The sequence below is a fragment of the Micromonospora sp. ABR4_055 genome, assembly GCF_056160425.1.
Genome location: NZ_JBSWXD010000025.1, coordinates 26,102 through 50,174, shown reverse-complemented (window position 1 = coordinate 50,174; position 24,073 = coordinate 26,102). Strand labels below are relative to the sequence as shown.

Here is a 24,073-nt window from a genome sequence, read left to right as displayed (position 1 = left end):
AAGATCGGTATCGAGACCGATCGGGGCCCGTGGGTGCAGGCGCTGGTCGCCGCCGGGTACACGGTGTACCCGGTCAACCCGTTGCAGGCGGCCCGCTACCGGGAACGTCTGGCGGTGTCCCGGGCCAAGAGCGACGCCGCCGACGCGCACATGCTGGCCGACATGGTGCGCACCGACTCGCACCAACTGAGCCCGATGGCCGGAGACTCGGCGGACGCCGAGGCGGTCAAGGTCGTCACCCGGATGCACAAGACGCTGATCTGGGAACGCACCCGTGCTGTGCAGCGGCTGCGGCACGCGCTGCGGGAGTACTTCCCTGCGGCGTTGGAGGCGTTCGAGGACCTCGACGCCGCTGACACCCTGCAACTCCTCGCGAAGGCCCCTGATCCGGCCAGCGCCGCCCGGCTGAGTATCAGCCAGATCAGCGCCGCTCTCAAACGGGCCCGGCGCCGTGACGTCGCGGCCAAGGCCGCGTCGATCCAGGCGGTGCTGCGTGCCGAGCACCTCGGCCAGCCGGCCGTGGTCACCACCGCCTACGCCGCGTCGGTGCGCGCCCTGGTCGCCCTGCTGGTCACTCTCAACGAGCAGGTCAAGGCCCTGCAAGGGCAGGTGGAGGACCATTTTGGCCGGCACCCGGACGCTGAGATCATCCTGTCCCAGCCCGGACTGGGTGCCGTCCTCGGCGCCCGGGTGCTCGCCGAGTTCGGTGACGACCACGACCGCTACGCCACCGCGAAGGCCCGGAAGAACTACGCCGCGACCAGCCCGATCACCCGCGCGTCCGGGAAGAAGAGGACCGTCGCGGCCCGGTTCGTCCACAACGACCGGCTCATCGACGCCCTGATGACCCAGGCGTTCTCCGCGTTGAAGGCCTCGCCGGGTGCCCGCGCCTACTACGACCGGCAACGTGCCCGCGGCGCCAGCTACAACGCCGCGCTGCGCCAACTCGCCAACCGGCTCGTCGGCATCCTGCACGGATGCCTGAAGACCGGCACCGTCTACGACGAGGCGACCGCGTGGTCGCATCACCTCAGCAAGGCTGCTGCTTGACATTCAAGCTCCTGGGATGTCTTTCGGGGGTCTGGCCGATGGCCGCCGGGCGGTCAGATCCGGGCCAGGAAGGGATAGAGGACGAATCCGATCAGGACGAAAACCAGGAATGCTCCCGGGATGTCGAGCCGGCCGGTGACCGCCTCCGCCCGAGCCAGGTTGTCGGTCCTGATCTGGTCGCGCAACGAGTCGGCGCGGCTCCGCAACGTCTCGTGCACCTGGGCACCTTCGGTGCCCGACGACTGCATGATCGATCCGACGTCACCGAGCTCCGGTACGCCGATCTGGTCGGACAGGTCCCGCAACTCGTCCCAGGGTGAATGCATCTGCAGCTGGGCCAGCCGCAGCGCCTCCCGGATCCGTTCGAAGACCCAGCCGTCGCACACCTTCGCCGCCCGCTCCAACGCCTGCACCGGCCCGTGCGCGGCGGACAGCTGCAACGCGACGAGGTCCAGATAGGTGCAGACCGCCCGGCTGAACTCCCGCCGGGCCTGCCGGGCCTTGCTGACCACGTCCTGGTGGGCGATCAGCGCGGCCGCCGTCGCCAGCACCAGGCCGGCGGCCACCGGTACGGCGACCGGCAGGTCGATGCCGACCACGCCGAGCGCCATGCCCAGCACCGGTGGCGCGACCAGCCCGATCAACGCCGACAGCAGCAGCGACAGGGCGTACTGCTCCGGGGTCCGGCCGAGCAGGGCGAGTTCCTTGTGCGGTGGCCGCAGCCACCGGACCACGCCGGTCAGCCAGGCCAGATCGCTGTCGGCGGCGACCACACCCGGCCGGCCCTGGGTGTGGTGCAGCCGGCGCAACGCCGGCGAGAGGGCCGGCGTGGCCGGGCTGGTCTCCCGCAGCAGCAGGAACAACCCGAGGCCGACCAGCGCTCCACTGACCACCGCGACGGTCAACTGCCAGTTGAGGATCATGACAGCACCTCGTCGGGGTCCGGGGCGGCGAGGAACCGGGCCGGTCGGGGCGGAATGCTCATCTGCCGCACCCAGACGAGCAGCGCGACGAACAGGCCGCCCAGCGCGACCATGACCAGTTGGCCGGTCGGCGTGCCGTACGGCGCCATGTAGTCCGGGTTGACCAGCCCGTACCCGAGGACCAGCAGGGTCATCACGGTCAGGAACCGCACCGCGAACCGGGGCTGGGTGCGTTTGGCCTCCACCTCGCGGCGAGTGGCGACCTCGGCGGCGGCCGCGTTCGCGATCGACCCCAGGACGTCACCGAGCCGCTCGCCCCGGTCGGTGAGGTGCAGGATCAACGCCGCCACGACCTGGTCGCAGACCGGGTCGCCGATCTCGTCGGCGAACGTCAGCAGCGCGGTCCGGCCCAGCCAGCCGGCCTGTAGCCGGGACGCCAGATCCCGTACCTCCGGGTTGATCTGCTCAGGAGCGGTGCTGACCGTGCCGATGATTGCCTGCTGCAGGCCCTGGCCGGTGCCGGAGACATCCTTGAGTCGGCGGGTCCACTCGCCGACGGCTTCGATCCGGGCGATCGCCCGCCGCTCCGCCTTGCCGACGCTGAACAGCCACGGCGCCCCCGGCACGGCGACCGCGACCAGGATGCCGGCCACCGGCAGGCCGGTGATCAGGAAGGCGAACGCGCCGACCAGCCCGGCGGCGACCAGCAGCGCCTGATGCTGGCGCTGCTCACGGCGGCTGGCGCCGGAGCCCAGCCAGAGCCGACGCACCAGCAGCCCGGCGCGCGACGGCGGCCCGGGTGGCCGGCTGGTGCCGATCAGCGCGACGACGGCGAGGACCAGGCCACCGATGCAGGCCGCGCCGGCGATGACCGCGATGATCTCGATGTTGGCGGGCAGGTTCACCGCTGCCCCCGCAGGACGGTGTGCCGTGGCCGACGCCAGGCACCGACGCCGGCCTCGATGTAGCGGGACAGCATCCGGGCGTCGTAGCCGACCCGCAGCAGCTGCTCGCGGATCCGTTCCGGCAGGTGCCGAGGAACCGCCCGGCCGTCCGCGCCGGGGCCGAAGACGGTGGTGGTGGCGATCCGACCGCCCTCGCCGACCCCGATCACCTCCTCGACGTGCGAGACGAACCGGTGTTTGCGTCCGCCGATGCCGGTCTCGTCCTCGACGGTGACGTAGACGATCAGGTCGAGGGCGTTGCCGGCCATCCGGCGGGCCTGGTCGACGGTCATCTCCCGGCCGTGCGACAGGGCCAGCTCGACGATCCGCTCGCCGACCCCCGACGGGGTACGGGCGTGGATGGTGCACATCGAGCCACGGCTGGTCGTCATCGCCTGCAGCATCGGCACGATCTCCCGGGACCGGACCTCACCGACGATGATCCGCAGTACCCCCATCCGCAGCGAGACCGGGATCAGGTCGGCGATGCTCACCTCACCGGCCGGACGGCCGTCGAAACCGCGTTCGCCGTGGCCCTCGCGGGCCTCGAAGCTCATCACCGCCCGGTGCCGATCGGTACGCCGGGCCGGCAGCAGTTCCCGGCTCTCCTCCAGCAGCACGTACGGCTCGTCGGGTGGGATCTCGTCCATCAGCGCCCGGATCACGGTGGTCTTGCCGGCCCCGGCCAGCCCGGCGACCATGATGTTCAGCCCGGCCCGCATCGACGCCCGCAGGAAGTCACGGACCAGCACGTCGATCATCTCGTCCAGGTCGGGCCGGCCGCCGGCCACGTCGTCGAGGCTGATGTCCAGAGTGTTGTGCTTGCGGATCACCGCGTACGGGCGGTGGCTGACCAGGTAGACGGCGGCCAGCCGGCTGCCGTCGGGCAGTTGCAGGTCCAGCGTCGGCTTCGAGGTGGACAGCGACCGTTCGGTGGCCCCGGCCCGCCGGGCGGCCGCCTGCAGGATCTCCACCAGTTCGTCGTCGCTGTCGGCGATCGGGGCGTGCCAGTCCACCTGCCCGTTGCGCCGGGTGATCCGCACCTGGTCACAGCCGAGGATGTGAACCTCTTCGATGGTGTCGTCGACCAGCAGGGTCTGCAGCCGGCCGAGCCCGACGAGTTCGGCGGTGACCTGGTCGAGCAGCACCCGTTCCTCGTACGCGGTCAGCGGGGTGCCGGCCCGGCGGACCTGGTCGGCGTACTCGGCGACGACCGCGACGGCGAGCCGGGCCCGCTCGACGTCCTCCTCGTCGATGGTGAACTCGCGACCCCGCTGCCAGCGGGTGAGCCGGGTGCTGAGCTCCCGGCGCAGCTCGCGGACCAGCGCGAAGTCGGTACGCGGCCGGGCCAGCGCACCGGTGCCGGTGGTGTCGGGGGTGGCCGGCGGCGTGGTGGGTGGAGCCAGCGCGGTCGGCGGCAGGGTGGCCGGGGCGGCACCGGGCTGGATGCCGGGCCGGGGTGCGCCCGTGGGCCGGGCGGTGGGCGGCGCGCTGACCGGGACGACCAGGGGCCAACTGTGCCGCGCGCTGTGGCCGTGCTGCGCGGGACGCAGCGGCACGCCGCTGTGCCGCGTCGCGGCGGGCGGTACGGCTTCGCCGGGGGCGGCTTCGCCCGGAATGCCGTTCGGACCGAGTGGCGGGGTGATCGAGGTGAGCGGGTCCGGCCGGTCCCGGGCCGGCCGCTGCGGCCGGCCGGCGGTGTTGTCGGACTCGTCGCGGGGATCGCTCAGAACTGGCTCAAATCGCATTCGGCACCCCTTCCGGCGTTGCCCACCGCAGCCGGGCCTGCCGTCGCTCGATCAGCGAACGGACCGGGACCTCCAACGCGCCGGCCGCCCGCAGCAGCGGCCGGTTGAGCTTGACCGTGCCGCCGTGGCTGAGCACCTCGGCGGTACGGGGGTCGGCCGGCAACCGGGAGATCACCGGCAACTGCAGGGCCCTGCTGATCTCGGCGCGGCTGTGGCCGTCACCGACCAGCAGCAGCCGCAGTGAACCGGGCGGCACCCGGTGCTCGGCGAAGTCCCGCTCGATGGTGGTCACCGCCGCCCGGGCGCTGGACAGGTCGGGCAGGTGCGCGGCCGCCACCACCAGGACGACGGTCGCCGCCCGCAGGATCGGCCACGGTGGATTAGCGACGTAGAGCCGACCACAGTCGACGATCACGTCGTACGGTGGACGGCCGCGTTCCAGGCCGACGAAGAAGTCGGCGAACCGTTGCCACAGAGGGGTGACGCTGCCGATCTGCGTCGGGTCGACCACGCCGGGCAGCAGCAGCCGCTCCCGACGGGGGGCGTCCAGGTCGACCAACTGGCTCCAGAAGGCCTCCTCCAGGTTGCCGTCGCGCAACTCGCTGACCGCCAGTTCCCCGATCCCCCGCCGGCCCTCCAGGGCACCGCCGAGGTAGCCGGCCATCAACGTCCCGCCGGCCGGATCGCACTCGGCGAGCACCACCCGGTGGTGCCAGGCGAGCGTGCAGGCGAGCGCGCTGGTGGTGACGCCGGGGGAACCCTTGGCGGAGACGAGCGCGACGATGGCCATCCGTCAGGCCGCCGGGGCCAGCACGACCGCGATCCTGTCCTCGGCGGCGAGCACCACCACCGCCGGCACGTCCCGTGCGGCGAGTGCCAGGTAGGCGATGATCCCGCTGCGGTCGTCGGCGGCCACGTCGATCACGGTCGCGTCGAATCGGGTGACCGCGTTCTCGCTGGCGTTACGGGTCGGGGTGCCGACGAGGATCAGCTTGTCGCCGGGGTTCAGCTGCCGGGCCGGCACCTGGTCGGCCCGCAGTCCGAGGGCGATCTGCTGCTGGTCCGGCCCGATCATCGGCTCGTTGGTCAACTGCGCCGGGGTGAGCAGGCTGCCGGGCACCAGGGCGACCGCGGCCCGCAGCCCGACGACCTGGTCGAGCTGGCTGGCCGGCACCGGCTTGATCGCCTGCCCGCCGGCCACCTGCACGGTCACCAGGTCGTCGGCGGACAGGACCGTACCGACCGACACGTCCCGGGCGACCGCCAGGTAGGAGCCGGTGGCCCGGACCGAGGTGACCGCGAAGGCGGACCCGAGCCCGCCGAGGGCGATCAGCAGCACCGCCAGCCCGAGCAGGCCGGGCCGGACCCGTCGCTGCCGGACGATCTTCGGCGGGGTGACCGGCGCGTCGACGCCGCCTTGGCCGGTACGTGTCGTCGCCACGGTCATCGCCGTACCACCTGCAGTTCGTCGATCTCGATATCAATGGGGTCGCTGATGACCGTCGGGCTGGCGAAAATGTCCTGTTCGACCCCGTTGATGAACCAGGTGACGTCCCAACTGACCGTTGCGGTGACCTGGTAGCCGCCCGGCGTCGGGTAGCCGTTGTCGTAACCGCAGCCGGGGTTCCAGGGGTTGTCGACCGCCGGGTCGTACGCGTCGAAGACCTCGTCCCGTTCGCAGCTGAAGCTGTCGCCGTTGCCCATGTTGAAGGTGATCTCGTCGACCTCGGCCAGCACCCGGACGCTGACGTCGCGGTCCGCCTCGTCCTCATCAAGCGGGCCCCAGACAATGTCGGACTCTTCGGACCACACCCAGACCGGCAGACCGACCAGGCCGGGCTTGTCCGGGTCGGGCGCGGTGTGGATGACCGGCTTCTCGAATTGGATCCGGGCGTACGCACGGCGACGCAGCTCGTACGGGTCCGGTGGCGCCTCGTAGCCCGACGGCGGGTCGTCCAGCCACCTGACGATTTCTGAGACCTGCCCGGCGACGCAACTCACGTTGTACGCGACCTGCCCCGGCTCGCCGCCCGGCGGCTGCGGCTCGGCCCGCATGTAGTAGCACTCGTCCTCGCGGTTGAACCAGCCGACGATGTCGTCGTAGCAGGGCAACTCGACGCCGTCGCGGTAGCACGGGCCGGCCCCGCCGTCGCCGCCGTTGTTGCCGCCGCCGTTGTTGCCGCCGCCGTCGTGGCCGGGGCCGCCGGGCTGCTCGACCCAACCTTCGCATTCGGCCTGGGTGACGCCGCCGCAGCCGCCACCGGACGACTGTGCGGCAGCCGGCCCGGCGGCGGTCAGCCCAGCAGCGGCCAGCAGGGCGACTGCGGCCAGCCCGACGAAGGTACGGCGGCCGATGGCAGCGACGCCGGTCAGCATGGCTGGTCCCGGTGTGCGACACCCCGGCTGATCAGCCAGCGACCGTCGTCGTAGCGGGTCGCGGTGGCGGTGGCCAGGTAACGACCCACCTCGGTGCCGGGAACGACCGTGTCCGTGTCGTTGGCGTAGACCATCCGGTAATTCGTCGCGTCCAGGCAGTCCTGGATGTCAACCGTCATCGGCACCGAATCGAGATTGATGTCGGTTATCGTGGGATCGGAGGTTAGTGAGCCGATGCGCACGGCGCCGTGCTCCTTCGCGTCTCGAATGCTCAGCCTGACCCGGGTCAGGAGTGGGTCGCCGAGATACTTCTTCAACTCGGGGTGATGGGGGTCGGCCGCGTGTTCGGCCTTCTCGGCGGCGGCGAGGTAGCCGTTGTACGCGGCGAGCGCGGCTTCGGCTGCCTCGGCGGCGGCCGGGTCGTCGGTCGCCGCCGGTGCGCGCAGTGGCGGCAGGGTGGCGGACTGCTCGCTGGCGCAGCCGGCGAGCGCGGCAGTCGCGAGCACCGACGCGGCGAGCATCACTGCTGGCCAGGGGCGCTGACTTGGCCTCACGTCCGTCCTCCTCGGTGCCCGCCGGGCCGGCCAGGGTGGCGCAGGGCGACAAGCACTATTGCCAACATCGATGTGTTGGGGTGTTGCCGTACTGTCCGTTGGAATGATCCAGTGCTGCCTCCGGCTGGTCCGGCCAGGTGTCGACCGACGCATTTCCGCCGGTCGGTCGGATGTTTCCCGGCGGTAGTGCATCGCTCAAGGGGGGAGCATAGGCTGACGCCCGCGACAGCAACAGGGGCAATTCAGAACAATACTCAGGGTTACGATCTTCGAGTCCGGTCCCGGTGGAGGGTGGCGCGATGCCCGGTCATTCCGATCACCGCCCCAAGACGCATCCGCGTACGTCTGTCAAGTGGACAGTGGTGATCGAAAACCGACAGTCTCCATCGCGAATTGCCAGCCTGGGCCGGATTCTGTCCCATTTGGAAGTCGACGGTCGACCCGGCCATCGTCGACCAGCAGACCGACCACGGTGCGAGCCGGAGTCGGTCGACCGGGTCCCGCCAGCCCGATCGACACCAAGAGTAAGCGATCATGAAAACACGGACCGTGACCGGCGTCGTGGAGGCCGGGAGAGGGCGCAGGGATGATCACCGGTAACGAGCGCCCGATCGGGACCGAGCCGGCACCGGCCCCCGCCGGAGGACGGCCCGGCCAGGCCGGCAAGCTGCTCCGCATACTGCTGGTGCTCCGCGTACTGCTGGTGCTGCCCGTGCTGCGCCGGGCCGCCGCCGTCCACTCGGTGGCACCCGGCGAACCGTGGCGGACCGGCTGTCCACGGTGCGGCACGCCGTTCGGCGCGGCCGGCCGGCCGGGGTCGTTTTCCCCGCCGGCGTCGGTGTCCCCGCTGGCCAGATGCGGCGGCTGCGGTGCCCGGGTCGGCCCGCTGCCGTTCGCCGTCGAGGTGGTCGCCGTCGCGGCGCTGGCGGCGTTGATCTCCGCCGGCCTTCCCTGGCCGGTCCTCCTGGCACTGATGTGGTGGGCCGCCTGGATGGTCCCGCTGGTCTTCGTCGACCTCGCGGTGCACCGGCTGCCGGACCGGCTCACCTACCCGGCCGCCGCCGGGACCTGGGCGCTGCTCGGCGCGGCGGTACTGCTGGGTGAGCCGTCCGATGCCTGGCTGCGGGCCGTCATCGCCGGTACGGGCGTCGCGGTGCTGTTCGCCGCCACCACCCTGGCGTTCGGTGCCAGGGGGTTCGGGCTGGGCGATGCCAAACTGGCGCTCAGCGTCGGCGCGGTGCTCGGCTGGTTCGGTTGGCCGATGGTGCTGCTCGGGCTGCTGGTCGCCTTCGTCGGTTCGGGCGGCGTGGCGGTGGTCCTGCTGGTCGCCCGGCGGATCCGGTGGACCCAGCAGCTGCCGTTCGGGCCGTTCCTGGTGCTCGGAGCCGTCGTCGGGGTACTGCTGGCCGGTCGACTGCCGGCGGGCTGAGCACAACCTCACCCCGACTCACGCCGAAATGCAGATCCGCTCGACATGCTCGAAGATGTCCGCGTCGGTCTCCTGCTGCCAGGCTGGCAACGCGTCCCAGTCGGCCACGTACGACGGCTTCGGGTCGTCGAAGTGCTTGTGGATCTGGGCGATCCAGCACAACGCCACAAAACGCCCCTTCTGCTCCCGGCTCAGCTGCGCTGTGCAACCGGAACTGACCTGCACGAAGTCGTGAATCTGGCCGAACACGGCCGAAGCGGCCTGTCGCTCCCATGCGGGGGTGGCCTCCCACGGGGCGACGTAACCGGGCTTCGGCTCGCCCGGATAATGCCGGAGCACCCCGGCTGTCCACGCCTCACGGAAGTGGCGACCCCGCTCGTCGGTCATGATCGGCCCTGATTCCTCTCGTCTCGTCATCAGATCATTTCGCCGTCAGGCTGCAGCCGTCAGCAGGCCGGTTATCCGGTCGTTCAGCTGTGCGACCTGAGCATCAGCCAACAGGGCCGGCGTGAGTTGGCGCTGGAAGCCCTGCACCTTCCGGCCCAGGTAACCGACGGAGTGGGTCTGCTCGGCGATGCCGACAGCTTCGCTGCCGTACCGGAGCATCCGATCGATGTCGGTACGTTGAGCGCTCAGCAAAGCAAGATCGGCCAGGATGCCACCCCGACGACGCGGCGACATCGTGCCGTCGCTGGCCGCAAAGAGCGCACGCTCGGCCAGATCGACCTGCCCCAATGCAAGGTGACAGGCGCCTCGCTCCTCACATATCCGGCTTCCATCGAAACGCAGCCAGCCACCAGGACTGGCCGGGCCGTTGAGACCGTGCACCTGCTCAGCGGTATCCAAGGCGTGTTCGCAAGCTTCCCGGTCGCCCAGTCCTGCGAACGCCTGAGCCTGCACAGCTGCGACCCAATGGCGGGTGGACAGTTGACTATCGCCACGTTGGGCGATCCGTGCTGCGGCGTCGAGCACGGTCACGGCCCGGCTGTACTGCTGGTCGTACAGGTTGACGAACGCCTGCCGGGTCAAGGCGCAGGCCCAGCGGTCGTAGGAACGCGACTCACGACCCGCCGACGCCGCCAACGAGTAACAATGTGCGGCCTCGGCGTACTGGTCGGCGTCGAAAAAGATCTCGCCCGCCAGTTGGAACAGGTCGCATGCCAGCACGCACAGCCTGCGGTGCTCGGCCCCCGTAGGTGCCCGGTCGAGCCGGTCGACCAGCACGGCGGCCTGCTCCTGGACCAATGGGTAGACGAGGCGCTTGGGCCTGGTCAGCCCGAAGACCTGCCACAGGTGGGCGTTGAGTTCTGCGTATTGATCCAGGTCACCGGCCTCATGAGCCAGGGTCGCCGGAAGCAGAGCCGCCCCGTGGCTTCCAGTTGGTAGCGCCGTGAGGGCGCCCGCGACGCTTATCAGGCGGAGAAGTTCGCGGCGATGCATGTCGTCGAGTACACCTGTCGGCTCTGACCGTACCGGAACCGGGCCGGCGGCGGTTGGTCGAGGTGTAGGAACAGGAGGAGACAGGTCCTCGTCCCCACCCATTAGCCAGTGGTCGAGCTGCTCTGCCGTTACCTCCAGGATCTTGCACAGCTTCAACCGCGTATACGGATAGGGGGTGGTGACGCCGTGTTCGAGTCGGGCGATCGTCGTACGGTCCACGCCGATCTTCTCGGCGAGAGTCTCCTGGCTGAAACCGAGCGCCTTCCGACGCTCGACGAACCGGCGGCGCTTGACTGCCACAGGCACCTCCGTCCTTTGGGACTCCCGTTCCAGCGTACGGGAGGCTGCGCTTGACTGAGCCGTCCGTCGCCCCCAGATGCGTCACAGATGCCTCGGAAGCACCCGGGCTCCGTGTCGTGCCGACGGGTTTCAGAGGCGGCGGATCACCAGCCCTGGCTTGACGTCCGAGGCAGCCGACAGGTGCGCGATGTCCTCCGGGTCGCTGGTGAAGACGATCGCGCCGCAGGCAAGCGCGATGGTGACCACGCTGGCGTCGACCACGTCACGCGTACCGGCCTTCCCGCACAACACCCCGGCCGATTTGGCCAGTTCCAGACCGACTGGAACGATTTCGCAGCTGCTCAGGAACCGTCCGAGCTGGACCTGCCGGCGGGCATCTCGCCAGGCCTGGCCGACCACGACGGAAGGGACGAGCAGACGTCGCCCTTCCTCGACGGCCAGATGGTGTATCGCCCAGATCCGTCGGTTATTGCTGCCGATCGCCAGCAGCACCCCTATGTCGTAGACGTAGGGGATGGTCACGCGGCGGCCCGGCCGGGCGCGCTGAGCGCCTGGGCGTCGGCGGCAGCCATCTCCGCGCGTGCCGCAGCAATCTCTTCTACGGTGAACGCACCGTGCTCGGCCTGCCAGTCGGCGACCAGCCGCCGCCCGACCCGCCGCCGGAGCTCACTTTCCGCAGCGCTCGCCACCAGCCGCGACAGAGGGACGCCATCCTCGCGAGCAGCCTCGCCGAGCGCCTCGACCAGTTCCTCGGGGAGGGTCACAGTCACCTTCTTCGCCGCCACACATACACCATACAGCGATATGGCGGCGCCTGAGGCGAGTGCTGCCGCCCTCCCGGCCGGTTCGGCACCTGCGAACCGGGGCAGGATGGGGTGCATGGGCAGGGCGAACGAGCGACGCAGCGTGCTGCGAATCGACGTCGGCGGCGGGCCGACCCGGCGGGTCCGTCGGATGGACACCGTCGCCGGGGAGGAGCCGCTGGAGATCCGGGTCGGCCCGGCCGGTGCGGCGCGGCGTCCCCCGCTGGCCGTCACCATGCGTACGCCGGGAAACGATATCGACCTCGCGATCGGCTTCCTGCTGACCGAGGGTCTGATCGGGGTTGCCGAGGACGTGGTGACCGCCCAGCTGTGCGCCGGCACCGACACACCGAACACGTACAACGTGGTTGACGTGACGCTCGCCGGGCATGTTCCGCCGCCGCAGACCGACCCGTCCCGCAACTTCTATACCACCAGCTCATGTGGGGTCTGCGGGAAGGCGAGCATCGACGCCGTCCGCACCCGGTCCCGGTTCGACGTGGCTGCCGACCGGGCCACGTTCAGCCCGCAGACCCTGGTCGGCCTGCCGGACCAGCTGCGCGCCACCCAGCAGGGCTTCGACCGCACCGGTGGGCTGCACGCCGCCGGCCTGTTCACCGCCGACGGGCAGCTCCGGGCGGTACGCGAGGACGTCGGCCGGCACAACGCCGTCGACAAGCTGATCGGCTGGGCGGCCCGGAAGGACCTCCTGCCGCTGCGCGGTCATCTGCTCCTGGTCTCCGGGCGGGCCAGCTTCGAGCTCACCCAGAAGGCGTGGATGGCCGGCATCCCGGTGCTCGCGGCGATCTCCGCGCCGAGCAGTCTGGCGGTCGCCCTCGCCGAAGAGGCGGGGATGACCCTGGTCGGGTTTCTGCGCGGATCGACGATGAACGTCTACGCGGGCACCGACCGCCTCACCGACTGAACCGGACGTGGTCGACGCTGCCGTTCGCCGTACGACCCGCCGGACTCCGCGTGCCCGATAGGTTCACGTCTGTCGCCGGTTCTCCTGGATCCAGCGCTCGACGTCCGACTTCAGCCCACACCGGACCCATTGCGAGGGCTGTGGTCGTTCAAGGTCAAATCCAGCTGGTGCCCGGAATGCCGGCGTACGACGTCAGCAACTCGGCTACCGGGTCATCCGGCACGGCTCACCCTGACCGGCGCACCCCGACACTCACGATGCCGGGATCACCATGATCAGTTGAAGGTGAGATACCTTTCCCGTCGGCTGAAGGTATCTCACCTTCAACTCGCGGCGTCAGCGATCCGCGAAGCCGGGGAGCAGAGGATCTGTGTCGTCGGCTCCGTACACCTCACTTGCGGACGTACCCGGACGTGTACTGCGACCGCACGGCCAACGGCGCGCACTCGTGACGCGCGCCGCGTTTTCCCCGCAAGATCCCTGCCGTGTCTATGCTCGGCCCTGAACAGCGCAGACAGCCTCAGATCGGAGACGGGGACATGCAGGTCGCCGAAGTCCTGGAGGTGCTCGAAGCACTGTTCCAGACCAGCAGGCACCCGGAGATCACCGACGTCCGTCGGTACGGGCAGGACACCGAGCCCGGCGGCAATTCGCCAGCCGGGGTACGGGTCTACTACTCGACGGGATCGACCGGGATGCTGTGGGCGGCCGTCGGCAAGCCCGCACCGGCACCGGCGTCGTTGCCGGCCGAGATGCCCGCACCTCGCGAGCGGGCGCGTCGCACGCTCGCGTTCGCCGTCCAGCTGCTGGACTTCGCCCGACCCGAGGAGTTCACCTCGTGGGAGCCGTGCGCTTTCACCGGGGTGCACAGCTCCCCGTCCGGGGTGAAGATCACCTGCCGGGACGGCGGCGCCGTCTTCCTCCGGGCGACCGCCACCACCGGACCGGGCGGCATCGCAGGCGAACCGCAAGAAGACCCGTACCCGGACTATCAGATTCCGGAAGGAGTCCGTTCATGGCGCCAGGAGGTAGGTGCTCGGTCTGCGGTCAGCAGGTGACCACCGCCCCCGGCCAGCCCGCACCGCTGCACCAGGGCCCGGGGAAGCCGAACCAGATGTGCCGGATCGGGGCAGCCTACGTCCTGACACCGGCGCGACCGCGGAAGACCCCGGGGCGAGCCCGGGGTCTTCCGCATCATGCCCGCGCGGTGGCGGGTTCACGGGCGGCGTCGGCCGGCGGGGCGGGCCCGGTCGAGCCGCTCGCCGCTGGGTCGACGGCGTGGGCGGGTGTCGGACCGGCCCTTACGCCCGCTGCGGTCCGGCTTGGGCCATGGGCCAAGTGCCGCCGGCGGAATGCCACGAACCAGGACGTCGTCCATCAGTTTGGCCATCGAGTAGCCGGGTTCGACGTCGAGCGCCCGGTCGAGGGCAACCCGGGCCAGGGCTCCGTTGCCGGCCCGCCAGGCGGCGAAGGCCAGCAGGCTGGCCGGCCCGGCGGCAAGCTCCGGCTCGGCCCGGCGGGCGATGTCCTGCCAGAAGGTGACCTGCCACAGCTCGTCGGTGACCCGCTCCCAGGCGTAGTCGCGCACCTCCAGGTCGGTCAGCAGCAGACTGAGCCAGGCGATGTCCTCGTCGGTCGGGGCGATGCCCCGGCCCTGCCGTTCCAGCAGCATCCGTACCGTTTTCTCTCCGGCCCGGCGCAGCGTGCGGGCACCGAGCAGGTCGGCCGGCGGGGCGTGGTCGACCAGCGCGGAGCGGCGGGTCCGGGCGCGTTCGGTGGCGGCCCGCATCGCCGCCCGGGCCGGGCCGGTGACCGGTTCCACCTGGCGACGCAGCGCGGCCCGGTCGGGCAGGGCGACCTGCCCGGCGACGGTGGCCGCGACCGCGACCGGGTTGATCTCGGCGTCGAACCGGTGGCCCTCCGGCGGGCAGCAGGTCGGATCGTCGCAGAAGGAGGACCAGTAGCGACCGTCGGCCACCCGCAGCGCGTCAAGCAGCACGGTGCCCTGTCGGCGCAGCGCGTCGGTGGTGTCCCGCAGGACCGGGTCGACGGTGTCGGCCGGACCGTAGCCGAGCACGACGGCGGCGCTGACCTGCTGACGATCGACGATGGCGGTCAGCTGGGCGGTTGCCGCCGCGCGGACGTCGGCCGGGACCGTGGCGTCGGGCAGGTCGGCGCGGGCGGCGATGACGACCGTGTGGTCGCGCATCCCGACCACCACCACGCTGTCGGCGGGGTGGAAGCCGATCAGGTAGGGCACGGCGGCGATCAGGTCGGCGGGTTCGCGGACGGTGAGCGCGGCGCCCTGAGACGTCCCGGCGGCCGGGTCGGGAACGGAATCGGGGGCGGGTACCGGTTCGGTAGGTGTCATGCCGGAAACTGTCGCGCCGGACGGTGACCGGTTGTGGCCGTCCCGACCCGACCTGTGGACGACACGCCAGGTTATCCACAGGCACGCAGAGTAGTTTCCCTGGTGACGGCGTTTCTGCTCACCACTGGTTGCGCCACTGAGCTGGACGGCAGGCGGCGCGGGTTACCGTGCCGCCATGGATCTGGCGTACCTGCGGGCCCACCCGGAACACCTGCCGACCTTCCTCACCCATCAGCGGATCCGGGAGACGCCGGTCTCTGGCGGGTCGATCTGCGCGGCGAGCCGGCTCACCCTCGACGACGGCAACTCGGTGTTCGCCAAGTCCTGGCCGGAGCGGTCCGCCAGGCCGTTGCCGGACGGCCTGTTCGCCGCCGAGGCGGCCGGGTTGCGTTGGCTGGCCGCCGCCGGCGGGGCACCGGTGCCGGAGGTGCTGGTGGCGCTGCCGCAACTGCTGGCCCTGGAGTGGGTCGAGCCGGGCGACGCGGACCCGGCCGCCGCCGAGCGGTTCGGCCGGGAGCTGGCGATCACCCATCGGGCCGGCGCGGCCGGGTTCGGGGCGGACTGGCCGGGGTTCGTCGGCGCGCTGCCGCAGGACAACGAACTGGTGACCGACCGACCCTGGTCGGCCTGGTTCGGGCAGCGCCGGCTGCTGCCGTACCTGCGGATGTCGGTCGACAACGGCGCGCTCACCGCCGCCGAGACCGGCCTGGTCGAGCAGGTGGTCGACAACATCGACGGGTACGGCGGCGACGAGCCGCCCGCTCGGATCCACGGCGACCTGTGGCCCGGCAACCTGCTCTGGGGTGCGGACGGGCGCTGCCGGCTGGTCGACCCGGCGGCGCACGGCGGGCACCGGGAGACCGACCTGGCGCAGTTGGCGCTGTTCGGCGGCGCCCCGCACCTGGATCGGATCCTCGACACCTACCAGGAGCAGTGGCCGCTGGCCGACGGGTGGGCGGCCCGGGTGCCGGTGCACCAACTGCACCTGCTGCTGGTGCACACCGCCCTGTTCGGGGCGGCGTACCGCTCGGCCGTCGCGGACGCGGCCCGCGCCGCGCTGCGGTCCTGACGCACCGGCGCGCTACGGTCGGCGCATGGCATCGAGCGCACGGCCCGCCGACGGCCGGCTCACCGATCGGTACGGGCGGGTCGCCACCGACCTTCGGGTGTCCCTGACCGACCGGTGCAACCTGCGCTGCTCCTACTGCATGCCGCCGGAGGGTCTGCCCTGGCTGCCCAGCCCGGACATCCTGACCGACGACGAGGTGACCCGGCTGATCGGGGTCGCGGTGTGCCAGCTCGGGGTGACCGAGGTGCGGTTCACCGGCGGCGAGCCGCTGCTGCGCCCCGGGCTGACCCGGATCGTCGCCGCTGCTGCGGCGCTGCGGCCCCGACCGGTGCTGTCGTTGACCACCAACGGGATCGGTCTGGACCGCTTGGCGCCCGGCCTGCAGGCCGCCGGCCTGGACCGGGTGAACGTATCGTTGGACACCCTCGACCCGCAGCGGTTCGCCCAGTTGGCGTACCGCCGGCGGCTGCCCGACGTGCTCGCCGGGCTGGCCGGCGCGGCGGCGGCCGGGCTGACCCCGGTCAAGATCAACGCGGTGCTGCTGCGCGGGGTCAACGACGACGAGGCCCCGGCGCTGCTGCGGTACGCCCTGAACCGCGGCTACGAGCTGCGCTTCATCGAGCAGATGCCGCTGGACGCGCAGCAGTCCTGGGACCGCGACCGGATGGTCACCGCCGCCGAGATCCTCGACCGGCTGCGGTCCGAGTTCACCCTGCTGCCGGATCCCGCCGAACGGGGTGCCGCACCGGCCGAGACCTGGCTGGTGGCCGGCGCCGAGCGGTCGGACGGCAGCCCGGCCAAGGTCGGGGTGATCGGCACGGTGACCCGGCCGTTCTGCGGTGACTGTGACCGGACCCGGCTCACCGCCGACGGGCAGGTACGCGACTGCCTGTTCGCCCGGAAGGAGTCGGACCTGCGTGGCGCGTTGCGGTCCGGGGCCGACGACGACGAGTTGGCGCAGCGGTGGCGGCGGGCGATGGCCGGGAAGCTGGCCGGGCACGGCATCGACGATCCGACGTTCCTGCAGCCGGCCCGGCCGATGTCGGCGATCGGCGGCTGACCGTGGGCGACCCGACACGGGATGGAGCCGAGCAATCGGTGACGGTGCGTTACTTCGCCGGGGCGCGGTCGGCGGCCGGGCGGACCACCGAGTCCGTTTCGGCCGGGCTGGACCGGGCCGGGCTGGTGGCAGAGCTGACCGGTCGGCACGGCGACCGGTTGGGTCGGGTGCTGGCGGCGGCGAGTTTCCTGGTCGACGGCGTCGTCTGGCATGATCGTCACACACCGTTGCCGGCCGGTGCCACGGTCGACGTGCTGCCACCGTTCGCCGGCGGCTGAGGAGGACCGCGTCCGTGCTCGCCGTACTCGGGTTCGTCACAACGCTGACCCTGATCACCGGCCTGATCCACGGTTACCTGTGGTGGCGGCTGGTCCGGGACACCACCCGGCCGGGGCGGTGGCGACGGGCCGGCACGCTGCTGGCCGTCGGGTTGGCGGTCCTGGTGCCGGTGACGATGGTGAGCACCCGGTCCGCCGGGATGTCCTGGCTGGCCTGGCCCGGCTACGTCTGGCTGGCGGTGATGTTCTACCTGCTGGTCGTCCTGCTGGTGCTGGAGCCGCCGATGCTGGTGGCCCGGCTGGTCGGCCGGGCCCGCAGCCGCCAACTGAGCAGGGTGGGCACGGTGCCGGTGACCGTACCGGCCGAGACGTCCGCCCCGCCGCCGGCCGAGCTGCCCGGCGGCCGGCCGGCCGACGACTCGGTGCCCGACCCCGGCCGACGGCTGTTGCTCGCCCGCAGTGCCGCAATCTTCGCCGGGCTGACCGCGACCGGCGTCACCGGCTACGGCATCCGGACCGCTCTCGGCCCGCCCCGGCTGGACCGGGTGCAGGTGCCGATCGCCCGGCTGCCCCGGGCCATGGACGGCCTGCGCATCGCCACCGTCTCGGACATCCACATCGGCCCGCTGACCGGGCCGGCGCACACCGCCCGGATCGTCGAGCTGATCAACAGCCTGGACGCCGACCTGGTCGCGGTCGTCGGCGACCTGGTTGACGGCACCGTCTCCGAGCTCGGCGGCACCGCCGCCCCGCTGGCCGACCTGCGCGCCCGCTACGGCAGCTTCTTCGTCACCGGCAACCACGAGTACTACTCCGGCGTCGAGGAATGGGTCGCCGAGGTGGACCGGCTCGGCCTGCGGGTGCTGGTCAACGAACGCCGGGAGATCGTCACCCCGGGCGGGGTGCTCGACCTGGCCGGGGTGAACGATCCGACCGCGGAGACCGCGCGGCCGGCCGGGCCGACCGCCGCCGGGTCCGGGCCACTGGCCGGCCCGGACTACGACCGGGCGCTCGGCGACCGGGACCCGGACCGCCCGGTGGTGCTGCTCGCCCACCAGCCGGTGCAGGCCCACGAAGCCGCCCGCTACGGCGTCGACCTGCAACTGTCCGGGCACACCCACGGCGGTCAGATCGCCCCGTTCAACCTGGCGGTACGGCTGGTGCAACCGGTCGTCTCCGGCCTCGCCACGGTCGACGGCACCCAGGTCTACGTCACCAACGGCGCCGGGTTCTGGGGTCCGCCGGTGCGGGTCGGCGCGCCGCCACAGGTCTCCCTGGTCGAGCTGCGCAGCGAGTAGGAGCGCAACGGGTCAGCCGGCGGCGAGTGAGAGTCACGTCTCGCGGGTTTCCGCGCGTGGCGACACGCCGGGCGGCCCGGTCACATGACAGGATGCGGCGTGCCCCCGTACCGCGCCGTGCCCTCTCCCGGCTCCGCCACGGGACCCGGGCCCTTCATCGCCGACCTGCACATCCACTCCCGGTACTCGCGTGCCTGCAGCCGGGACCTGAACATGTCGAACCTGGCCTGGTGGGCCCGGCGCAAGGGCGTCAGCCTGCTCGGCACCGGTGACTTCACCCACCCGGCGTGGTTCGAGCATCTACGGGAGTCGCTGCGCCCGGCCGAGCCGGGCCTGTACCGGCTCAGCCCGGAGGCCGAGCGGGACGTCGCCCGCCGGCTGCCGTCCCGGCTGGCCAGCGAGGCCGAGACCAACCCGGTGCGGTACATGCTCAGCGTCGAGATCTCGACGATCTACAAGCGCGGGGACCGGACCCGCAAGGTGCACCACCTCATCTACCTTCCGGACCTGGACGCGGTGGCCCGGTTCAACACGGCGCTGGGCCGGATCGGCAACCTCGGCTCCGACGGCCGGCCGATCCTCGGGCTGGACTCCCGCGACCTGCTGGAGATCACCCTGGAGGCGAGCGCGGACGGCTACCTGGTGCCGGCGCACATCTGGACGCCGTGGTTCTCCGCGCTCGGCTCCAAGTCCGGCTTCGACGCGATCGCCGACTGCTACGCCGACCTGGCCGGGCACATCTTCGCCGTCGAGACCGGGCTGTCGTCGGATCCGGCGATGAACTGGCGGGTGTCCAGCCTCGACGGCTACCAACTGGTGTCGAACTCCGACGCGCATTCGCCGCCGGCGCTGGCCCGGGAGGCCACCGTGCTGGACAGCGCGCTCGACTACTACGCGGTACGTGAGGCGCTGCGCACCGGCGACGGGCTGGTCGGCACCATCGAGTTCTTCCCCGAGGAGGGCAAGTACCACGCCGACGGGCACCGCAACTGCGGCGTCAACTGGGCCCCGGAGCAGACCCGACAGGCCGCCGGTCGCTGCCCGCAGTGCGGCAAGCCGCTCACCGTCGGGGTGCTCAGCCGGGTCGAGGATCTCGCCGACCGGCCGCACGGGCACCGGCCGGCCAACGCCAAGCAGGTCACCCACCTGGTGGCGCTGCCGGAGATCGTCGGTGAGATCAACCGGGTCGGTGCCCGGTCGAAGACCGTCGAGGGCCAGGTGGTCAACCTGGTCGCCGCGCTCGGCCCCGAACTGGACATCCTGACCAAGGTGCCGGTGGACGACATCCGGCGGGTCGGCGGCGAACTGCTCGGTGAGGCGATCACCCGGCTGCGTCGCGGCGAGGTCCGCCGGGTGCCCGGCTACGACGGCGAGTACGGGGTGATCACCCTCTTCGCGCCCGGGGAACTGGCCGCCGGCGGTGGTGCCGGTCAGCCGGAGGCGCTGTTCGACGTACCCGTGCCGGCGCAGCGCCCGGCCGACGGGCCGATGGCCGCCGACGAACCGGCACCGGCCGGTGTCCGACGCGGCGGACAGTCCAGGGCCGGGACCGGACAGTCCAGGGCCGGGACCGGACAGTCCAGGGCCGGGGCCGGCCGGTCCGGTTCCGGTGGGCGGCCGACGCGGCCGGGCCGGTCCGGGCGGTCCGGGCAGGAGCCGGCGGCACCGCCGATCCCGCCGCCACCGACGCCGTCGCCGCACGAGCCGTTCGAGCCGATGCTGGCCGGCATGGAGGAGGTCGGCACCGGACTGCTGGACCGACTCGACGCGATGCAGCGGGTCGCCGCGTCCGCGCCGGGCGGGCCACTGCTGATCGTCGCCGGGCCGGGTACCGGCAAGACCCGGACGCTCACCCACCGGATCGCGTACCTGTGCGCCGAGCTGAACGTCTTTCCGGAGCGCTGCCTGGCGATCACCTTCACCCGCCGGGCCGCCGAGGAGCTTCGCCACCGGCTCGACGGACTGCTCGGCCCGGTGGCCGAGGACGTCACCGTGGCCACCTTCCACTCGCTGGGGTTGACGATCCTGCGGGAGAACCCGAAGGCGGCCGGGTTGCCGGCGACGTTGCGCATCGCCGACGACACCGAGCGGGAGCTGGCCCGCGCCGAGGCTGGCGAGGACGACGCCACGTACGCCAAGCTGCTGCGCGCGGCCGGCCTGGTCGACCTGGACGAGCTGGTCACCCTGCCGCTGCGGCTGCTGCGCGAGGACCAGAAGCTGGTGGCCCGCTACCGGGACCGCTGGCGGTGGATCTTCGTCGACGAGTACCAGGACGTCGATGCCGACCAGTACGAGCTGCTGCGGCTACTCAGCCCGGCGGACGGCAACCTGTGCGCGATCGGCGACCCGGACCAGGCAATCTACTCGTTCCGGGGGGCCGACGTTCGCTACTTCCTGCGCTTCTCGGAGGACTTCGTCGACGCCCGGCTGGTCCGGCTGGCCCGAAACTACCGGTCGGCGGCGCCGATCCTGGCCGCCGCCGTGCAGGCCATCACGCCCAGTTCGCTCGTCCGCGGCCGGCGGCTGGAGCCGGCCCGACTCGATCCGCAGGCACCGCTGATCGGGCTCTACCCGGCCGGCACGGCCGCCGACGAGGCGACGTTTGTGGTGCGTACGGTCGACGAACTGGTCGGCGGGATCTCGCACCGCTCGTTGGATTCCGGGCGGATCGACGGGCAGACGTCGTCGGTGTCGTTCTCCGACATCGCCGTGCTGTACCGCACTGACGCGCAGTCCGGCCCGATCGTGGACGCACTGACCCGGGCCGGTGTCCCGGTGCAGAAGCGGTCGCACAACCGGCTGCGGGACCGGCCGGGGGTGACGGCGATCGCCCGCGAGCTACGGCACGCCGGTGGCGGGCTGGACGGTTCGCTGGCCGCCCGGGTCCGGCTCGCCGGGCAGGTGCTGGCCGACCGGCTCACCACGCCGACGCTGGACCTGCCAGCCGGGCCGCAGCTGTCGCCGCCGGACATCTGGTCTGCCGTGGAGTTGCTCACCCCGCTGGCCCGCCGCTGCGGCGACGACCTGCCGATGCTGCTGTCCCAGCTGGAGACCGGCGCCGAGGTGGACGCGCTGGACCCACGGGCCGAGGCGGTGACCCTGCTCACCCTGCACGCGGCGAAGGGCCTGGAGTTTCCGGTGGTCTTCCTGGTCGGCTGTGAGGACGGCCTGCTACCGCTGCGCTTCCCCGGTGCTACGCCGACCGACGACGACGTCGCCGAGGAGCGGCGGCTGTTCTTCGTCGGCCTGACCCGGGCCCAGGACCGGCTCTACCTCTCGCACGCCCGCCGCCGGGTCCGGCATGGCAGCGAGCGGGAGACCCGGCCGACGCCGTTCCTGGACGCGATCGACGCGGGGCTGTTCGACCGGCTCGGCGACGAAGGGCCGCGCCGTCCCAAGGACCGCCAGCTGCGCCTGCTGTAGGGGCTGGTCAGACCGCCGCCGGCCCGGTCACTCGCGACCGCCGGACCTGGTGCAGCGTCGGACCATCATGCGGTTGGCCGACGGTTGGCGCGCTTCGGGGAGGTGAGCTGCTGGGGTGCTCACGCTACGGTGACGTCTGTCATCGCCGACCCGAGCGGACAGCCGGGGCCGGAACCGCCGCGCAGGAGGACAGGAAATGTCGCAATACGGACCGCCCGGCGGGCCGTACCCGGGTGAGCAGCCAGACCGGTGGCCCGAGCATCGGCAGCCGTCGGAGCCGTACCGGGAGCCGTCCGATCCTTGGGGCGGACCGCCTGGACCCTGGGGTGACGCGCCTACCGAGGCACCAGGCCAGCAGTGGCACGGCGGCGCACAGCCGGACTGGCCGACCGGGCAGCCTCCGCCCGCCGCTCCCGACTGGCAGGGGTACGGGCAGCACACGTCGGCCGGCGACCAGAGCTGGCATTCGCCGACCCAACCTGCCCAGCGCTGGGCCGGGGCCGACGACCAGACGTGGCAGCAGTCCGGCGGTGACCAGCCGTGGCAGCAGCCGGGCGGGGGTCAGCCGTGGCAGCAGCCGGGCGGGGGCCAGCAGCCGTACCCCGACGGCGGCCAGCAGCAGCCGGGCCCGGCACCAGCGTGGGAGCCGGCTGCAGAGCCACGCCGTTCCGGGCGTGGTGGGTTGAGCGGTGGACTGCTCGCCGTGTTGATGGGTCTGACGGTGCTGCTCTGCGGCGGCGGCGCGGCCGGCATCTACGTTCTGACCCGCGACGAGACGCCGGACACCGGGGTGGAGTTGACGGCACCGACCTCCGAGCCGGACGCCGCACCGTCCGCAGCCCCGTCGGAGCAACCCGAGCCGACGGCTGAGGCCGACCAGCCGAGCCCCACTCCGACACCGACCTCGTCGAACGACGCCCGGTTCGTCGACGTGGGGCAGTGTGTCCGCAACGATGCCGAGGCGGAGGAGGAGACGCCGGTGCTCACGATCACGGATTGTGACCCCGGCGCGTACGAGGTGCTCGCCCGCTTCGATGGCGTCACCGACGGCGAAGACGACGCGAAGACCAAGTGCGCGGACGTCGAGGGCTATACCAACTGGTACTTCTTCAACAGCCAGCTGGACGCCCTGGATTTCGTGCTCTGTCTCAGGCAGCGGTGAACTGACCGGTGAGGCTGCCGCCGGATGGCAGCCGTTGGTTACCGTTCCGGTAGCACAGTTGATCCGCTGGACCCCTGCCCGGCGGGTGAGATCCGTGCCAGGCGGGCAGCGCCCCGTCTGATCCAGCGACGACGCTAGGGAGATCATGTCCAGCTACGGTCCGCCGGGCTACCCCGGTCCGGGACAGCCCGACGACCCCGCCGGTCAGTCCGGTTACCCGCCCCCGGGTTCCGGATACCCGCCTCCGGGCTCCGGTGCCCCTGATCCGACCACGCCCTACTCCTCGCCGTACCAGCCCGGCGGTTACCCACCGCCGACTTCCGGTGGCGGCGCCTACCCACCACCGCCGACCTCGGGTGGCGGTGGCTACCCGCCACCGCCCGGATCGGGTGGTGGCTTCCCACCGCCACCGCTACCGGGTTGGGGTCCGCCGCCGCCCGGGATGCCCGGTGCCCCACCGCCCAAGAAGTCCCGCACCGGGCTCATCATCGGGCTGGTGATCGGCGCGGTGGTGTTGTTGCTGCTGCTCTGCGGCTGCGGTGTGATCGGGTTGTTCGCGCTGACCGACAGCAGCACCTCGACCGCCGGCGAGGAACTGCCGACGGTGGACGTTTCGACCGACACACCCGACGATCAGCAGGGCGAGGACGCCGATTCGGCGCCGCTGCCCGGCGGCAGCGACGACCTGATCGTGGTGGGCGACTGTGTGGTCAACGACGGTTCGGAAGAGGACGCCGTCCTGCGCAAGGTGGCCTGTGAGCCGGGCACCTTCGAGGTGCTGTCCCGCATTCCGCTCACCACCGACACGGAGCGCTGTGACGATCCGATCTTCGGCCACCCGGACACCGACACCACCTACACGCACGACACCGGTGAGCAGGTACTCAACTACGTGCTCTGCATGAAGGAGCTCTGACCGG

General features: G+C 71.7%; 23 protein-coding genes. 11 read left to right on the top strand and 12 right to left on the bottom strand.

Going from position 1 to position 24,073, the window contains the following annotated elements:
- On the top strand, positions 1-1,050 hold a 1,050-nt coding region (locus ACXAHD_RS09185; RefSeq protein WP_475049760.1), incomplete at its 5' end, for an IS110 family RNA-guided transposase.
- Between the two features lie 53 nt (positions 1,051-1,103).
- On the opposite strand, the gene ACXAHD_RS09180 is transcribed toward ACXAHD_RS09185, so the two are convergent.
- The 7 genes from ACXAHD_RS09180 to ACXAHD_RS09150 are packed head-to-tail and all read right to left on the bottom strand — an operon-like array spanning position 1,104 to position 7,562.
- Positions 1,104-1,970, bottom strand: coding sequence for a type II secretion system F family protein (locus ACXAHD_RS09180; protein ID WP_289213661.1), 867 nt, complete (start codon positions 1,968-1,970; stop codon positions 1,104-1,106).
- A complete protein-coding gene (locus tag ACXAHD_RS09175) occupies positions 1,970-2,872 on the bottom strand; it encodes a type II secretion system F family protein (protein WP_475049765.1) in 903 nt (300 codons plus the stop codon). The genes ACXAHD_RS09180 and ACXAHD_RS09175 overlap by 1 nt, the downstream gene beginning before the upstream one ends.
- Positions 2,873-2,874: 2 nt before the next feature.
- The gene (locus ACXAHD_RS09170) at positions 2,875-4,665 is read right to left on the bottom strand and encodes a TadA family conjugal transfer-associated ATPase (protein WP_289211700.1); all 1,791 of its coding nucleotides are present in this window, start codon (positions 4,663-4,665) and stop codon (positions 2,875-2,877) included.
- On the bottom strand, positions 4,655-5,455 hold the full coding sequence (locus tag ACXAHD_RS09165; RefSeq protein WP_281552293.1) for a CpaE/TadZ family protein: 801 nt from the start codon (positions 5,453-5,455) through the stop codon (positions 4,655-4,657). The genes ACXAHD_RS09170 and ACXAHD_RS09165 overlap by 11 nt, the downstream gene beginning before the upstream one ends.
- Positions 5,456-5,458: 3 nt before the next feature.
- On the bottom strand, positions 5,459-6,112 hold the full coding sequence (locus ACXAHD_RS09160) for an SAF domain-containing protein (RefSeq protein WP_289211701.1): 654 nt from the start codon (positions 6,110-6,112) through the stop codon (positions 5,459-5,461).
- Positions 6,109-7,041, bottom strand: coding sequence for a hypothetical protein (locus ACXAHD_RS09155; protein ID WP_289211702.1), 933 nt, complete (start codon positions 7,039-7,041; stop codon positions 6,109-6,111). Before ACXAHD_RS09155 ends, ACXAHD_RS09160 begins: the two co-directional genes overlap by 4 nt.
- Positions 7,035-7,562: a hypothetical protein gene (locus tag ACXAHD_RS09150; RefSeq protein ID WP_281555763.1), complete on the bottom strand. Its 528-nt coding sequence runs from the start codon at positions 7,560-7,562 to the stop codon at positions 7,035-7,037. Before ACXAHD_RS09150 ends, ACXAHD_RS09155 begins: the two co-directional genes overlap by 7 nt.
- Positions 7,563-8,181: 619 nt before the next feature.
- Between ACXAHD_RS09150 and ACXAHD_RS09145 the strand changes: the two genes are divergently transcribed.
- Positions 8,182-9,024: a prepilin peptidase gene (locus tag ACXAHD_RS09145; RefSeq protein WP_281552296.1), complete on the top strand. Its 843-nt coding sequence runs from the start codon at positions 8,182-8,184 to the stop codon at positions 9,022-9,024.
- 18 nt (positions 9,025-9,042) lie between these two features.
- Here ACXAHD_RS09145 and ACXAHD_RS09140 read toward each other — a convergent pair whose 3' ends face one another.
- The 4 genes from ACXAHD_RS09140 to ACXAHD_RS09125 all read right to left on the bottom strand — a co-directional run bounded on the left by ACXAHD_RS09140 (position 9,043) and on the right by ACXAHD_RS09125 (position 11,528).
- On the bottom strand, positions 9,043-9,411 hold the full coding sequence (locus ACXAHD_RS09140; protein WP_281552297.1) for a hypothetical protein: 369 nt from the start codon (positions 9,409-9,411) through the stop codon (positions 9,043-9,045).
- A gap of 45 nt (positions 9,412-9,456) precedes the next feature.
- Positions 9,457-10,764 carry a helix-turn-helix transcriptional regulator gene (locus ACXAHD_RS09135; protein WP_281552298.1) on the bottom strand — a complete coding sequence of 436 codons (1,308 nt, stop codon included), beginning with the start codon at positions 10,762-10,764 and terminating at the stop codon, positions 9,457-9,459.
- Between the two features lie 129 nt (positions 10,765-10,893).
- Entirely contained in the window at positions 10,894-11,256 is a 363-nt protein-coding gene (locus ACXAHD_RS09130; protein ID WP_289211703.1) for a type II toxin-antitoxin system VapC family toxin, read from the bottom strand.
- 26 nt (positions 11,257-11,282) lie between these two features.
- Entirely contained in the window at positions 11,283-11,528 is a 246-nt protein-coding gene (locus tag ACXAHD_RS09125; protein WP_416593363.1) for a hypothetical protein, read from the bottom strand.
- 115 nt (positions 11,529-11,643) lie between these two features.
- On the opposite strand from ACXAHD_RS09125, the gene fdhD reads away from it, so the two are divergent.
- Entirely contained in the window at positions 11,644-12,492 is an 849-nt protein-coding gene (gene fdhD, locus ACXAHD_RS09120) for a formate dehydrogenase accessory sulfurtransferase FdhD (RefSeq protein ID WP_289211704.1), read from the top strand.
- 539 nt (positions 12,493-13,031) lie between these two features.
- The gene (locus ACXAHD_RS09115; protein ID WP_281552302.1) at positions 13,032-13,550 is read left to right on the top strand and encodes a hypothetical protein; all 519 of its coding nucleotides are present in this window, start codon (positions 13,032-13,034) and stop codon (positions 13,548-13,550) included.
- Positions 13,551-13,708: 158 nt separating this feature from the next.
- On the opposite strand, the gene ACXAHD_RS09110 is transcribed toward ACXAHD_RS09115, so the two are convergent.
- Positions 13,709-14,863, bottom strand: coding sequence for a DUF4192 domain-containing protein (locus ACXAHD_RS09110; RefSeq protein ID WP_289211705.1), 1,155 nt, complete (start codon positions 14,861-14,863; stop codon positions 13,709-13,711).
- A gap of 175 nt (positions 14,864-15,038) precedes the next feature.
- On the opposite strand from ACXAHD_RS09110, the gene ACXAHD_RS09105 reads away from it, so the two are divergent.
- The 7 genes from ACXAHD_RS09105 (at position 15,039) to ACXAHD_RS09075 (ending at position 24,069) form a co-directional block, all read left to right on the top strand.
- Positions 15,039-15,932, top strand: coding sequence for a fructosamine kinase family protein (locus ACXAHD_RS09105; protein ID WP_281552304.1), 894 nt, complete (start codon positions 15,039-15,041; stop codon positions 15,930-15,932).
- Between the two features lie 25 nt (positions 15,933-15,957).
- A complete protein-coding gene (gene moaA, locus ACXAHD_RS09100) occupies positions 15,958-16,992 on the top strand; it encodes a GTP 3',8-cyclase MoaA (RefSeq protein ID WP_289211706.1) in 1,035 nt (344 codons plus the stop codon).
- A gap of 38 nt (positions 16,993-17,030) precedes the next feature.
- Positions 17,031-17,270 carry a MoaD/ThiS family protein gene (locus tag ACXAHD_RS09095; RefSeq protein WP_475049752.1) on the top strand — a complete coding sequence of 80 codons (240 nt, stop codon included), beginning with the start codon at positions 17,031-17,033 and terminating at the stop codon, positions 17,268-17,270.
- A gap of 14 nt (positions 17,271-17,284) precedes the next feature.
- Positions 17,285-18,568: a metallophosphoesterase gene (locus tag ACXAHD_RS09090; RefSeq protein WP_281552306.1), complete on the top strand. Its 1,284-nt coding sequence runs from the start codon at positions 17,285-17,287 to the stop codon at positions 18,566-18,568.
- Positions 18,569-18,667: 99 nt separating this feature from the next.
- A complete protein-coding gene (locus ACXAHD_RS09085; RefSeq protein ID WP_475049749.1) occupies positions 18,668-21,991 on the top strand; it encodes a UvrD-helicase domain-containing protein in 3,324 nt (1,107 codons plus the stop codon).
- Between the two features lie 196 nt (positions 21,992-22,187).
- Positions 22,188-23,153, top strand: a complete 966-nt coding sequence (locus ACXAHD_RS09080) for an LppU/SCO3897 family protein (protein WP_281552308.1) — start codon at positions 22,188-22,190, stop codon at positions 23,151-23,153.
- Positions 23,154-23,298: 145 nt separating this feature from the next.
- A complete protein-coding gene (locus ACXAHD_RS09075; RefSeq protein WP_281552309.1) occupies positions 23,299-24,069 on the top strand; it encodes an LppU/SCO3897 family protein in 771 nt (256 codons plus the stop codon).
- Positions 24,070-24,073 lie beyond the last annotated feature (4 nt).

Coding starts and splice junctions, on each gene's coding strand:
- ACXAHD_RS09170 (WP_289211700.1), bottom strand. CDS start 4,665: ATGCGATTTGAGCCAGTTCTGAGCGATCCCCGCGACGAGTCCGACAAC.
- ACXAHD_RS09105 (WP_281552304.1), top strand. CDS start 15,039: ATGGATCTGGCGTACCTGCGGGCCCACCCGGAACACCTGCCGACCTTC.
- ACXAHD_RS09150 (WP_281555763.1), bottom strand. CDS start 7,562: ATGCTCGCCGCGTCGGTGCTCGCGACTGCCGCGCTCGCCGGCTGCGCC.
- ACXAHD_RS09110 (WP_289211705.1), bottom strand. CDS start 14,863: ATGACACCTACCGAACCGGTACCCGCCCCCGATTCCGTTCCCGACCCG.
- ACXAHD_RS09080 (WP_281552308.1), top strand. CDS start 22,188: ATGTCGCAATACGGACCGCCCGGCGGGCCGTACCCGGGTGAGCAGCCA.
- ACXAHD_RS09145 (WP_281552296.1), top strand. CDS start 8,182: ATGATCACCGGTAACGAGCGCCCGATCGGGACCGAGCCGGCACCGGCC.
- fdhD (WP_289211704.1), top strand. CDS start 11,644: ATGGGCAGGGCGAACGAGCGACGCAGCGTGCTGCGAATCGACGTCGGC.
- moaA (WP_289211706.1), top strand. CDS start 15,958: ATGGCATCGAGCGCACGGCCCGCCGACGGCCGGCTCACCGATCGGTAC.
- ACXAHD_RS09140 (WP_281552297.1), bottom strand. CDS start 9,411: ATGACCGACGAGCGGGGTCGCCACTTCCGTGAGGCGTGGACAGCCGGG.
- ACXAHD_RS09155 (WP_289211702.1), bottom strand. CDS start 7,041: ATGCTGACCGGCGTCGCTGCCATCGGCCGCCGTACCTTCGTCGGGCTG.
- ACXAHD_RS09075 (WP_281552309.1), top strand. CDS start 23,299: ATGTCCAGCTACGGTCCGCCGGGCTACCCCGGTCCGGGACAGCCCGAC.
- ACXAHD_RS09165 (WP_281552293.1), bottom strand. CDS start 5,455: ATGGCCATCGTCGCGCTCGTCTCCGCCAAGGGTTCCCCCGGCGTCACC.
- ACXAHD_RS09115 (WP_281552302.1), top strand. CDS start 13,032: ATGCAGGTCGCCGAAGTCCTGGAGGTGCTCGAAGCACTGTTCCAGACC.
- ACXAHD_RS09160 (WP_289211701.1), bottom strand. CDS start 6,112: ATGACCGTGGCGACGACACGTACCGGCCAAGGCGGCGTCGACGCGCCG.